The organism is Flavihumibacter stibioxidans (assembly GCF_014332695.1).
Classification (GTDB): Bacteria; Bacteroidota; Bacteroidia; order Chitinophagales; family Chitinophagaceae; genus Flavihumibacter; species Flavihumibacter stibioxidans.
In genome coordinates this window covers 197,021-210,678 of sequence record NZ_MBUA01000023.1, presented here as the reverse complement: position 1 = coordinate 210,678, position 13,658 = coordinate 197,021, and the positions used below count along the sequence as shown (strand labels likewise).

The 13,658-nt window shown below is 47.6% G+C and carries 11 protein-coding genes; 7 read left to right on the top strand and 4 right to left on the bottom strand.

Annotated features, from left to right (window positions below):
• Positions 1-35: 35 nt before the first annotated feature.
• The gene (locus BC349_RS12245) at positions 36-1,460 is read right to left on the bottom strand and encodes an Ig-like domain-containing domain (RefSeq protein ID WP_187257053.1); all 1,425 of its coding nucleotides are present in this window, start codon (positions 1,458-1,460) and stop codon (positions 36-38) included.
• Positions 1,461-1,625: 165 nt separating this feature from the next.
• Here BC349_RS12245 and BC349_RS12240 point away from each other — a divergent pair, with 165 nt between their 5' ends.
• Positions 1,626-2,099 carry an SRPBCC family protein gene (locus BC349_RS12240; protein ID WP_187257052.1) on the top strand — a complete coding sequence of 158 codons (474 nt, stop codon included), beginning with the start codon at positions 1,626-1,628 and terminating at the stop codon, positions 2,097-2,099.
• Here the strand turns inward: BC349_RS12240 and BC349_RS12235 are convergent.
• Positions 2,096-2,746 (bottom strand): tetratricopeptide repeat protein, encoded by a 651-nt coding sequence (locus BC349_RS12235; RefSeq protein ID WP_187257051.1) that lies wholly within the window; start codon positions 2,744-2,746, stop codon positions 2,096-2,098. The genes BC349_RS12240 and BC349_RS12235 overlap by 4 nt on opposite strands.
• Before the next feature lie 444 nt (positions 2,747-3,190).
• Here BC349_RS12235 and BC349_RS12230 point away from each other — a divergent pair, with 444 nt between their 5' ends.
• Genes BC349_RS12230 through BC349_RS12205 form a run of 6 tightly spaced genes read left to right on the top strand, consistent with a single transcriptional unit; the run spans position 3,191 to position 12,101 of the window.
• Entirely contained in the window at positions 3,191-5,854 is a 2,664-nt protein-coding gene (locus tag BC349_RS12230; RefSeq protein WP_187257050.1) for a glycosyltransferase, read from the top strand.
• 30 nt (positions 5,855-5,884) lie between these two features.
• Positions 5,885-7,060, top strand: a complete 1,176-nt coding sequence (locus tag BC349_RS12225; RefSeq protein ID WP_187257049.1) for a glycosyltransferase family 1 protein — start codon at positions 5,885-5,887, stop codon at positions 7,058-7,060.
• Positions 7,057-8,838, top strand: a complete 1,782-nt coding sequence (locus BC349_RS12220) for an ABC transporter ATP-binding protein (protein WP_187257048.1) — start codon at positions 7,057-7,059, stop codon at positions 8,836-8,838. The genes BC349_RS12225 and BC349_RS12220 overlap by 4 nt, the downstream gene beginning before the upstream one ends.
• Before the next feature lie 2 nt (positions 8,839-8,840).
• Positions 8,841-9,734, top strand: a complete 894-nt coding sequence (locus BC349_RS12215; RefSeq protein WP_187257047.1) for a polysaccharide pyruvyl transferase family protein — start codon at positions 8,841-8,843, stop codon at positions 9,732-9,734.
• A 16-nt stretch (positions 9,735-9,750) separates the two neighbouring features.
• Entirely contained in the window at positions 9,751-10,920 is a 1,170-nt protein-coding gene (locus tag BC349_RS12210) for a glycosyltransferase (protein WP_187257046.1), read from the top strand.
• Positions 10,921-10,931: 11 nt separating this feature from the next.
• Complete coding sequence (locus BC349_RS12205; protein WP_187257045.1) at positions 10,932-12,101, top strand: hypothetical protein; 1,170 nt, start codon at positions 10,932-10,934, stop codon at positions 12,099-12,101.
• Here BC349_RS12205 and BC349_RS12200 read toward each other — a convergent pair.
• A complete protein-coding gene (locus BC349_RS12200; RefSeq protein ID WP_222840167.1) occupies positions 12,076-13,167 on the bottom strand; it encodes a DegT/DnrJ/EryC1/StrS family aminotransferase in 1,092 nt (363 codons plus the stop codon). The two genes, BC349_RS12205 and BC349_RS12200, sit on opposite strands and share 26 nt — an antisense overlap.
• Entirely contained in the window at positions 13,154-13,525 is a 372-nt protein-coding gene (locus BC349_RS12195) for a sugar 3,4-ketoisomerase (protein WP_187257044.1), read from the bottom strand. Before BC349_RS12195 ends, BC349_RS12200 begins: the two co-directional genes overlap by 14 nt.
• Positions 13,526-13,658: the final 133 nt, after the last annotated feature.

Sequence of the window (13,658 nt, the reverse complement as noted above, 5' to 3'; positions counted from 1 at the left end):
TTGTTGTTTGGTCGTACTTAACCCCAATCAACAAATTACAATGAGATGTCTACCTCATTGTCCCAGTTCCCTTTGATATTGATCTTCCTGCCGATGGACTGAACTTTTTCCGGCTGGCGTTTGGGACCGAAGAAATTACCAAAATCCCAACGGCCGTTTTCATTTTCATCGTACAGCATGCGCAATTCGAACTCTGCCGGACGGGCGCGCGGTATGATCAGTTCCTTTCCCCTGATCCGGTAGCTGAACAGGATCTTATCGTTCTGAACCAGTTGCAGCACAGGTTTGCGGCTGGTGTCAATATTGGCGAACCTGAATTTGATGCTGCCGTAATCGCTGTCCTTCATCGTGCGGAATGAAATGGTATCACTTTTTAAAATACCCTTTCCGCTGCTGTCCTCTGCCAGTCCTTTTTCCAGCAGCAGGTTGTAGGGCTGGTCCAGGGGCCAGTTATAACTCAGGGTATAGATCCTGCCAGTGGTATCAGCTTCCAGTTTGTATCCTGTTACGGGCTGGAATTTATCATCGGTTAATACCAGCTTGGTGGAATCAAATGTTTTCAATGCCTCGGGGAAACTGAAGGTGATCTGCTTCAGTATATCGTGTTGTCCGCCTTCCAGGCTTGTAGTATATCTCAACCGGCGGTCCTGGTCTTCTTCACCTTTTTTCCGGCCGGCAGGCGCGGTGGTGGGTTTTGTTGTTTTTGGGGGGTCCGGTTCCGCATAGGCATACAGGGTCAGCGGTTCGGTCGGGCCCGTGATGACCACCGCGCGGTCTGCAAATGCAAACAACTGGCTGGGCGACATATACCTGTTGCTTCCGCCTTCATCCTTGATGGCATATACGGCATAGGTACCCGGGGCAAGGTTTTGGAACCGGAAGTTGCCGGCACTGTCCAGCCTGGTGTAATAACGTGGCTTTTCCTTAACCACAGCGGAATCATCCATACTTCTGTGCAACATTACCGTGATGGTGCTGTCTGTTTTTCCCGTTTCGGCCAGGAGTACTTTTCCTGCCAGTTCCAGGGAATCAATGAAATTGCCGGTGGAAAATACATACCTGAAGTTGCGAAGCGGATTGTTCTCATTCACATCCCTTATGGCATTTCCGAAGTTGATCACATAAGTGGTATTGGGTTCCAGGGTATCCTTGATGCGGACCGTTACGGTGCGCAGGCGCGACTCCACGATGGGATTGATTTTCGGAGTAGGGCTGACCAGCAGGTTTTGCTGTACCTGGTCAAGCTGTACATATTCATCGAAGTTCAATACGATCCTTTGCCCCTTGAAATTAAGGGTGGAATCTTTGGGATTGATGTTAATTGCCCGGGGGGGCAGGGTGTCCTTGGGGCCACCCAGCGGCGGGATGATATTGGCGCAACTTTCCAGCAGGCTGATGGCTGCCACAAAAAGCAGAAAGAAGCCGGCTGTATAGGAAAATATCGGACGGGTATTGCGCATTTTAATCGGGTTTATCAGGTACAAGCTTTTGAAGGTGCAAACTTAGCCGGTTTTGGAAACTTCCTGCTAACCATGCCTGTTAAACTTCCGGATACCAAATGGTAATTCTGTAAAGCCCGGGAACAATTTGTAAAGCCGGTGGTTGTATGTGCAGAATTCATCAATATGGCAATTTATACTTTAAAAACTGTTCAGCACCTGCCTGTGAGCCTGGATAAAGCCTGGGATTTTTTTTCCAGTCCCGCCAACCTGGCCACCATTACCCCTTCCTACATGGGGTTTGAGATAAAATCAAGGCACCATGGTGAAAAAATGTATCCGGGTCAGATCATTGAATATACGGTGAAACCCATACTGGGCATCCCTTTATACTGGATGACGGAGATCACCCATGTTGAAAAAGGTAAATATTTCGTGGATGAGCAGCGTTTCGGGCCTTACAGTCTCTGGCACCACCAGCACCATTTCAGGGAAGTGGAAGGCGGGGTGGAGATGACGGATATCGTGCACTATAAGATTCCCTTCTACATACTGGGCGATATTGCCAATGCCCTGTTTGTGCGGAAGCAGCTAACCGGAATCTTTACTTACCGGAAGAAGAAGGTGGAGGAGTTATTCGGCGCCGGACTCATTGATTAACCTGGCATCCGGGCGATATACTTCTCAATCTGTTTGATCTGGTCAACTATCTGCGGGGTGGTGGGTTTCAGTGCCTTGGCCTTGCGGAATGAATCCTTGGCGGCACGGAACTCGCGCTTGGTCATCATGATGGAGCACATCTGCAGGTGTGCGGCCGCTTCATTTTCTTTATCAGGCAATCCCTTGCTGAGGGCGGAACGGATATAGCTTTCAGCTTTTTTCAGGTCACTTTTCTGCATGGCAATCATTCCCATCTGCAGCAGGCTGGCCCCTTCGGCTTCTTTCATCGGCATGCCCAGGTCCAGGCCTTTTTTCATCATTATTTCTGCTCCGTCAAAGTCCTGTTTCATCATGGCGATATTGCCCCTCAGGGTATAATATACCGAGCGGATGGGTTTGTACAGCAGGTTGGGGTATTTTACCTGGTTCAGGATTTTTTCAGCCCCGTCCATATCTCCATTTTCCATGTATTCCTGGATCAGGCGCATGGGACCGAAGAAGAAATGCCCGAAGATCATGATCACACCAATCAGGTAGGGCAGGAAGGCGGGCCAGAAACCTGCGAAAATATTGGTAACGATGGCAAGGGCAAGAAACAGGAAACCAAGTAACAGCCTATAACGGATAACAAAATTGTACAGCTTCATATTCGTAAAATGGACCGCAAAGATAGGGATTTGAACCATCACCCGTCGGGTGCCACCCGACGGGTGATGGCTTTCACACACATTAAAATCCTCGTTTACCCCGTAAAGAAGCGGGCCTTTTCCTGAAATTGATTACGGAAGCCTCCATTCACCCGTCGGGTGCCACCCGACGGGTGAATTCCTGACTTTATCAGGTTAAATTTTTGAAATTCTGGATAATAGTAATTATCTTGAAACTTCGTCACACTTTCCGTGAAAATACCCGAAAACCACTATTGCCAGCCAGGATTAGTAGCCCCTTAAAATTGTTTCAATAGTTCCAGCCCCAATAAGGATAAATCTTTTATCCGGAAAGCCGATTAATGTTTGCCTCTTTTTTGCTGATTTAATTCCTATGATTTCCGCCATGGATCAATCATTTTCATTAAACCTAAATCAGCCGTAATGGAGCGTTTAATAACTGCCAGGGGCGAGAAAACCCCCATGGGCAAGAACTGTCGCCCCTGTATTAGTGGTAAGTTCATCATTGTAAACGGGCAAAAATTTTATATCAAGGGCGTTACCTACGGAACCTTCCGACCGGATGAAAACGGACAACAATACCCGCCTCCGGATACAGTTGAAAAAGACTTCTCCATGATGGCGGAAATGGGGATAAATGCGGTCCGGACTTACACAGTACCTCCTCTGTATATGCTTGACCTGGCATCCAGGTTCGGGCTGAAACTGATGATCGGTTTGCCATGGGAACAACATATCACCTTTCTGGATGATAAGGAAAGAATTGCAGGCATTATGGACCGGGTAAGAGAGGGTGTCAGGTCCTGCCGGCAGCATGAAGCTATTCTTTGTTTCGCTATCGGGAATGAGATCCCTTCTCCTATTGTAAGATGGTATGGTCCGGAAGCAATCCAGCGGTTTATCCGCAGACTCTACCAGGTGGTAAAGGAGGAAGATCCCCGGGCATTGGTTACCTATGTCAATTATCCCACCACAGAATATCTCCGGCTTGATTTTCTTGATTTTGATTGTTTCAATGTTTACCTGGAAACGGAAGAAAAACTGAAAAGGTATCTGTTCCGCTTGCACAATCTTTCGGGCAACAGGCCATTGGTGCTGGCGGAAATTGGATTGGACAGCCTGCGAAATGGCCCCGAAAAGCAGGCAGATGTGCTCAACTGGCAGGTCAGGAATATTTTTTCAGGTGGTTGTGCCGGCACTTTTGTTTTTGCCTGGACCGATGAATGGTGGCGGGGAGGCCTTGATATTGAAGACTGGGATTTCGGACTGGTAACACGCGACCGTCAACCCAAACCGGCATTATCAGCTGTTGCAAAAGTGTTTGCAGAAGCACCCTTCCAGGGTGAGGCTGAATTGCCGCTTATTTCGGTTGTAGTGTGTACCTATAATGGGTCGCCTACCATCAGGGATACCCTGAATGGCCTGATGACCCTGGATTATCCAAACTTCGAAGTGATCGTTGTAAGTGATGGTTCTACTGATGGGGTGGAATCCATTATCCGGGAATATCCTTTCCGCCTGATTGTTACTGCCAACCGGGGACTAAGCAGTGCCCGAAATACCGGAATGTATGCATCACAGGGGGAAATAGTGGCCTATATTGATGATGATGCCTACCCTGATCCGCAATGGTTAAAATACCTTGCTTATGCGTTTATGCATTCTGACCATGCCGGGATCGGCGGTCCCAATATCGCACCGGAAGGAGATGGCTCTATTGCGGCCTGTGTGGCCAATGCACCAGGCGGGCCTGTTCATGTGCTGACTACAGATGAAATTGCCGAACATATTCCCGGATGTAATATGGCTTTCCGCAGGTCAGCATTGCTGGAAATTGGTGGATGTGATCCGTTGTTTCGTTCTGCCGGGGATGATGTGGACTTATGCTGGCGTATCCAGTATTCCGGTAAAACAATCGGGTTCCATCCGGGGGCCATGGTATGGCACCACCGCAGGAATTCCGTGAAAATGTACTGGAAACAACAAAAAGGCTATGGCAAGGCGGAAGCGCTGCTGGAATTGAAATGGCCGGAGAAATACAATAACCTGGGACACCTGAGCTGGGCCGGTCACATATACGGCAATGGCCTCACGCTGCCGTTGACCTTCCGGAAGGATAAGATCTTTCATGGTACCTGGGGTGCTGCTTTGTTCCAGTCGGTGTACCAGCAGGCATCACCATTTGTGTCAATGGTATTGCTGATGCCGGAATGGTACCTGGTAATCTTTTTCCTTGCAATGATTTCGGCTCTCAGCATTTTCTGGAATAGTCTTTTATATGCCGTTCCACTGCTGGTTGCTTCAGTTTTACCGGTGCTGTTCCAGGCTGGGAGAAGTGCTGCCAAAGCCTATAAGGACAGGCGGTTCGCTTCTGTTTCAGAATACCTGAAAGCATGGGCACTAACCACCATCCTGCATATGATACAACCTGTAGCAAGATTGTATGGCAGGATTCAGCATGGACTAACCCCCTGGCGTAAACGATGTTCAGGAAAACCCTGGTTACATATGATCCTGCGCAAGTCAGACATACAACAGCTGTGGCACGAAAAATGGCGATCATCAGAAGACTGGCTTACGCTTGTTGAGCAGGACCTGCTCGATAAAAAGGTCAGGATCCGCAGAAGCGGGCAGTTTGATGAGTGGGATCTGCAGGCATCCTGCGGACTCTTTGCCGGCGGCAGGGGTATGCTGGTTATTGAGGAACATGGCCAGGGAAAACAGATGCTTAAGTTCAAAACCTGGGCCCACCTCAACACATTCGGTTTGGTTATTGTATCAGTATTACTGATCCTCTCAGTGTTAGCTTATTTTGACCGGCAATTCATAACCATGGCGATATTTTACGCCATCAGCATGCTGATCATTGTACAATACATCATCGATGCGGCAATGGCAATGTCCGAACTTACCGAATCCTTCAGTCAGCTCGCCCACCTGGAGAAAGAGCGGCAACTGGCTGAAACAAGGGAGCTGCCTGTGATTCCAAATGTGATATTGGTGAATGCCAAACAGAAGAGGAACAAGATTTTCAGGGAACTGGAGGAAAAAACTTCGTTAACCCAACTGGTTGAGGCCGGTGAATAATTTCAGCCGCTCCCAATAGAAGAAACCCGTATGAAAAAACTTAGAATCATTGTTTCCGGCTATATCGGTCTGTTCCCTTCAGGCGGCGTAACCTGGGATTATATCCAATACCCGCTGGGATTGCATTTATTGGGTCATGATGTGTATTATATCGAGGACACTATGCAGTATTCCCGTTTTCAGTCGGAAGGAAAATCCTGGGACGATTCGTCTGACAGTATTCAGTACCTGAAAGAAACCATGGAGAAATTCGGACTGGGTGACAGGTGGGCCTATAAAGATGTTGCAAGTGGTAAATGGTTTGGTATTGCCGATGCAAGACGGAACGATATATTTAAAACGGCAGATGTTTTTCTGAATATATCTGAATCGATCTGGATGCGGGATGAGTACCTTGATATCCCTGTCCGCATCCTGCTTGATTCGGACCCCATGTTCACCCAGGTGCAATACTGGAATGATTACGAACCTGAAAAATCCCGGGAGATCATTAATAAAAGGTTTAGTAATTATAGTCATCTCTTCAGCTTTGGGGAGAATATCAATGCCGGAGATTGCAGCATACCAACATACGGATTAAAGTGGCAGGTTACCAGGCAACCGGTCTGCCTTGATTACTGGCAGCAAACAACCGGTTCTCCTGATATCTGTAAGTTGTCTTCTGTCATGAACTGGTCTACCCGGGAAAAAATGATTTACCAGGGGGAAGAATGGGGACAGAAAGATGTGGAGTTTGAAAAATTCATTGATCTGCCGGCGAAATTCCATGGCGTATTATTTGAGTTGCTTGTAACCGACAGTTCAAAAAAACTAGAACGGCAACGGTTAACCGAAGCCGGCTGGGTCATCAGGGATCCGCTTCAGCTGGTCAGGAACACAGATGAATACCAGGCCTATATTGAATCTTCCTGTGCAGAGTTTTCAGTGGCCAAAGAGACCTATGTTAAATCCAACAGCGGATGGTTTTCATGCCGCTCCGCCTGTTACCTGGCCATGGGCAGGCCGGTGATTACCCAGGATACAAAATGGAGCAGGTACCTGCCATCAGGAAACGGGTTGTTTGCTTTTAATGATACGGCAGGGGCATTGCAGGCATTGCAGGAAATAACTGCCGATTATAAAAAGCATGCCCTCGCTGCACGTAAGATCGCTGAGGATTATTTTGACAGTTATACAGTGCTGAATGAAATGATTTCCTGTTTATGAAATACTCGTCATTTACCATAATAAAACGAATTTTTAACCAGGCCCGACCCTTATGGCCCCAGCTGACAGGTATATTCCTGCTGAACCTGATTGCCGCTCCCATTTCATTGCTGCAACCCCTCCCTTTAAAGATCCTCATTGACAGCGGTTTTGGCAAAGAGCAGTTACCCGCTTACATAGGTTTTGCATTTCCTCCTTCTACAGATCCTGTATTTGGTACAATAGTTTTAGTGGTTGCAATATTTGTGATCCTTATTGCATTCATTAATAATATTCATGCCTACATTGTCTGGCTGGTCAGTACAAATGTTGGTGAAAAACTGGTGCTTGATTTCAGGTCAAAACTTTTTAACCAGATCCAGCGGTTGTCGATTGCCTACCACGATCGGGAAGGTACATCCGATGCCTTGTACCGGATCCAGTATGATACAGTAGCCATCCGTTCTTTCCTGATAGGCAATTTTGCATCCTTTGTTTCATCTGTCATCACTTTGCTGGCCATGGTTGGGGTAATGTTACTGATCAACTGGAAACTTGCCCTGATTGCACTCTGCATTATCCCGATACTGATGTTCCTTACCAGGCTTTCAACGGTGCGCCTGAACAGGGAATGGAGCAAGGTAAAGGTTAATGAAAGCAAAGCCATGTCGGTGGTGCATGAGGTACTGGGTTCCCTTCGTGTGGTAAAGGCATTTGGCCAGGAAGAAATGGAGCTGGAACGTTTTGCCGCCAGGGCCGGCGACGCCGTAAAAAGCCAGGTTAAGGTGGCCAGGGTTGCCGCAGGGTTTTATTTTTTAGCCGGAATGGTATTTGCTGCCGGCACGGCCCTCTTTTTATATTTCGGCGCCATTGCAGTACAGTCGGGTAGTATGACACTCGGGGACCTGACCCTGGTTATGGCCTACCTGGCCCAGATTTTCGGCCCGCTTGACAGGATCAGTAAAAACCTGAATGATATCCAGTCCTCACTGGTAAGTGTGGACAGGGTATTCACCATTCTTGATAAGGAAAGGGAAGTGCCGGAAGCAGCGAATCCATTGCCTCTGGCCCGATGTAACGGATCGGTTCAATTTGACCAGGTATCATTTTCCTACGGAGAGGATAGAAAGATATTACAGAACATTTCATTTGAGGTCAATACCGGTGACAGGGTGGGTATAATAGGAACAACAGGTGCCGGAAAATCTACGCTTATCAACCTGTTGATGCGGTTTTATGATGTGGAGTCGGGAACCGTTTACGTTGATGGAAAGGATATCCGGCAATACAAGCTGGCCGATTACCGCAACCAGTTTGGTCTCGTTCTGCAGGAGCCGGTTCTCTTCTCCACTTCCATTGCCGAGAACATTGCCTATGGCAAACCCGGCGCCACCCGGAAAGAAATTATTGCAGCCGCAAAAATGGCCAACGCACATGAGTTTATTGAAAATTGCAGTAACGGGTATGACACGCTTGTCGGTGAACGCGGTATGCAACTGTCGGGTGGCGAACGACAGCGACTTTCCATTGCAAGGGCCTTTATTAAGGATGCTCCGATCCTGATCCTTGATGAACCTACCAGCGCGCTGGATGTGAAAACCGAATCCCAGATCATGGAAGCCATGGAAAGACTGATGCAGGGACGCACATCCTTTATGATCACACACAGAATAGATACGGTAAAATCCTGCAATATTATCCTGCACCTCGAAAAGGGCAGGCTGGTTGACGCTTTCCGGAATGAAGGCGGCGATTTGCTGGAAAAGAAGAAAAAACAATTACTGGAAATTAAAATATAAGTATGCGAGTACTGGTTGCCGGTTGGTTCAGTTTTGAAGAGATGGGTGCCACGGCAGGCGATATCATGGCCTGCAACGTTGCCTGTAATTGGCTGGAAAAAGCCGGGGCGGATTTTGATGTGGCTTATGCGCCTCCTTTTACCGGAGGGGTAAAATGGGAGGATACTTCCGCAGTCGACTATAGTCATGTACTGTTTGTTTGCGGACCCTTTGGCAATGGATGGCCGATCACCGGCTTCCTGGAACATTTTGCCGGCTGCAAACTGATTGGCCTGAACCTTTCCATGCTGCAGAACATTCATGAATGGAATCCCTTCGACATACTTTTTGAAAGAGACAGTGACCAGGTGGTGAGACCGGATATCAGTATGCTGTCTGCCGCGCCGAAAGTGCCTGTGGCCGGACTTATCCTCGCCCATCTGCAAAAAGAATATGGCAAGCGATCCAAACACCCAGTGGCCAATCAGTTGTTCCGCCAGTTGATCGATAAAAATGAATTGGCAGTTGTTCCGATCGATACGGTGATAGCCAAAAATGAACATGGATTGAGGACTCCCGCTGAAATTGAATCCCTGATCGCGAAGATGGATATTGTCCTGACCACCCGCCTGCATGGTACTGTACTGGCATTGAAGAACGGTGTTCCTCCCATAGTGATAGATCCTGTTGAAGGAGGCGCCAAAATTTCCGGCCAGGTAAAGGCCATCGGCTGGCCATTGATCTTACCGGTTGAATCCGTTAACTACGAAAGTCTTTATAACGCATATGTATATGCGCAGACAAATGAAGCAAGAAGGGAAGCCATTGCCTGCAGGGACCGTGCAGTAAAAATACTGCATGAGATTGAACAGCAATTCCTGGAAGCCCTGGTTGGTCAGCCGGTTATCAATGAATAGTCAGAAATATTAATTTATGGCAACAATAATTGTTGGTGCATATATGGTCCGGTATCCCCTGGGGGCAATGATGTCCTGGGTGGTACAATACCTCGCCGGCTTTAAAAAAGCTGGTCACGATGTTTATTTTGTAGAAAAGTTTGGCTATCCGGATTCCTGTTTTCATCCGCTTGAAAATGTGATGAACAATGATTGCAGTTATGGAATAAAACAAGTCAACGATCTGCTAACAACATTTGACCTGGATAAAAACTGGTGCTTTGCCGATTACTACGGAGAATATCATGGAATGGATAAAACGGCGGTGGAGGCCTTGTTTGAGCGGGCCGATGTTTACATAGACATGGGAGCCGGAAATGGCTGGGAGGAAGAACGCAGGCGTTGTGCCTGTTCTGTGCTGATTGACGGGGAACCCGGCTATACCCATATTCATCGTGCCGGTTCATTGGAAATGGGCATTCCATACCCCCAATATGATCATTATTATACGGTTGGATATAATGTGGGCAAGCCGGGGAATAAAATCCCGGCAGGCGGGATCAACTGGAAATATATTCATGATCCCGTAGATACTGAAATGTTTAAGGTGCTGCCTCCGCCTGCTGATGCGCCTTTTACCACGCTGATGAACTGGCAATCGCACCGGACCATTCATTATAAGGGCCAGGACTATGGTCAAAAGGACCTTGAGTTTTTAAAATTCCTTGATCTGCCCGGCTCCTCATCCACCTGTTTTGAACTGGCCGTTGCGGGACAAAATGCACCGCAGGATTTGTTACAGTCGCATGGCTGGAAAGTGATCAGGGCCCATGATACCACCATCACTTTCCAGGTATTTATGGATTATATCGCCCGGTCAAAGGCAGAATTCAGTGTGTGTAAAAACGTATTCGTTGCATTGCAGGCAGGTTTGTTCAGCGACCGGAGCGCAGCCTTTCTTGCTGCCGGCCGCCCCGTCATTATGCAGGATACCGGCTTCAGTGAACATCTGCCATGTGGTACAGGCCTTTTTGCCGTAAATAACCTGGAGGAAGCAAGGGAAGCGGTAGAAGAAATCGAACGCGACTGGAATAAACATTCCCTCGCTGCAAGGGCAATCGCCCTTGAATACCTGGATACTTCAGTAGTTCTCAATCAATTCCTTAAGGAAATCGGAATAAACAGTCATTCAAAAATTGCCATCTAAAATTTATCGTTATGATCATTACAAATATCGGACAAAGGTCAGTCGGCGGATTTGAAAGGGTGGAGGCAGATGTTATCTGGGAACAGAAAGAAAGGGATCCGCTGCGCTTCTTCGTGGAAACGCCTGAACAGTACGGGGATGCCATCTGGGCTGATCCCAATGCTTTCCTTGTTGCTGCCTACCTGGCAGCCTGGCATGTGGGGGAAGAAAGGATACAGATTGACCAGCCGATCTGCCCATTCACTTTCCAGCACCTGAAACTGGTTGTTCCCATCCTGAAGTCATGGTACAATGATGTTCCCTATGATGCCCCGGTGGTGGAACCGTTGGCCGGTTTCAAAGTGCGCGATTTTGGTGCTAAGGAATCAGTGGGACTGTTATCCTGCGGCATCGATTCACTGGCAACCCTGCGATGGAACAAGTTGAATATTCCGGATGAGCATCCTCTTGCCATCAGGGCAGGTATGACCATCGGTTACCATAACAATACGGAGTTTGAACCCGACAGGGTGCAAAAGCTCATTAAGGGGAGATACGATGCGGCTAAAACAGTTGCCGATGATTGTGGCATTGAACTCATCCCCGCATTGACCAATATTAAGTTTCTTGACCGGGATGGCTGGTTTTATACCTACAAATCACTTGGCGCACAAAGAAGCGCTGTGGCCGCCTTCTTCAGCAGACGCTTTCACAGCGCCTACATTGCCACCAACCATACGCCCAGTTCGATGTATCCATGGGGCTCGCATCCGCTGCTGGATCAGTATTACAGCAGCGGCCATTTCAGGATCATTCACCATGGAGTGGAATTAACGCGACTGGAAAAAGTGGGACTGGTGGGGGACTGGCCGGTGGGGCTCAATAATATCAGGGTTTGCCAGAATGATGATGAGGGTTCCTACAATTGCGGCTCCTGCGAAAAATGTATCCTAACCATGTGTGAACTGGAAGTGCATGACCGCCTGAAACACAGTGCAGCCTTTCCCCTGGATGAAATAACCCCTGAGTTGCTGGAGTCTATCAATACCTACGATATGATCTACAACGATTTTCAGTTGGAGTTTTATGGTGAAATGATCCCCCACCTGGAGAAAAAAGACAGGAATGATCTTGCTGAGGTTTTGTCAGGAATCATCAGGACCTACAGGGAAAAAGTCAATAGCAATTCATTATCTCAATAACCCTGCTGACATCATCAGTAGTGTGAAAATAGGAAATGGGCAGGCTCAGGGTGGTGGAATGAATCAGTTCCGCGATGGGGCTGGGTTGATCGTGTAATACTTCCTTCATGGCAGGCTGTTTGTTAGGGGCAATCGGGTAGTGAATTTCGGTTTTAATACCATGCTTCAGGAGATACTCTTTTAATGCATCCCTCTTTGGGTGTCTGATGTTGAAAATGTGGTACACATCAAAATATCCCTCCTGAACAACAGGTTTTATGAAATCTTCTTTCAGTCCGTTCAGGTACAGGTGGGCCAACGACCGTTTATGGCTGTTGATATGGTCAAGCCGCTTTAGTTTGATGGAAAGCAAGGCTGCCTGTAATTCATCAAGTCTTGAATTGAACCCGATGTCTTCATTATGGTATTTTACGGAAGAACCATAATTGCGCAGGTTGGCAATTTTGTTTTTAAGCATTTCATCATTGCAGGTAACTGCCCCGGCATCGCCCAGTGCACCCAGGTTTTTGGTCGGATAGAAACTGAATGCACCCAGGTCGCCCCAGTTGCCGGCCCTGGTTTCATGATAGGATGCTCCATGAGCCTGGGCACAGTCTTCAATAATTTTAAGATCATGTTTAAAGGCTATTGCCCTGATGGCTTCCATATTGCAAAGCTTTCCATAAAGATGGACCACCATAATAGCCCTTGTTCTTGAGGTGATCTTTTCCTCTATCAGGGAAGGATCGATATTGTAGGTATTGATATCCGGTTCCACCAGGATGGGCTGAAGTCCATTGTGTACGATGGAAAGGATGGTGGCAATATAGGTGTTGGATGGCACGATAACCTCACTGCCCGGTTCCAGGTCAAGGGCTTTCAGCGAAAGGATCAGTGCATCCAGTCCGTTGGCCACACCGATACAATACCGTGTATTGCAATAAGCGGAAAACGCTTGTTCAAAGTTTTTAACCTGTTCACCCAGGATATACCAGCCACTTTTCAGTACCCTGTCGAATGCTTCGCGGTATTCATCAAAAGCATCCTGGTTAACTTTCAGCAGGTTTTCGTATTCAATGATTTCCATAAGGTTCAAAGATGTAATCGTTCTGGTCAAAATGTTCGGAAGCCAGTACCATCAGGATGGCATCCGGTGAGAATTCGTCCATACTATGCCAGTCTTTGGGTTCAAGGATAAGGCATTTGTTGGGCGCATCCAGCATATATGTGGATTCTTCCTGGCCGTCATTGTTGTAGATCCGGCATTTGCCCTTCAGGCAGATGGCGGCCTGGATGGTATGGTGGTGCCGGTGGCCACCCCGAACCGAGTCATCCACTCCATAGATATAAAAAAGTCTTTTGATGTCAAAGGGGATGACTTTTTCCACCACGGTAAGGTTTCCTCTTTTATCGGTAAAAGTCTTCAGGTCTATCAGTTTTGCCATATTGATTGTGTTTGGGCTGTTGCCGGGGGGTGATGGTTTAGGTTTGAACGGTGGATTACACAAGAATTGGCAATGATGCAACTATATATTTAAAATACTAAATATTGGTAGAAACAGGAAAAATTCTGCCCTA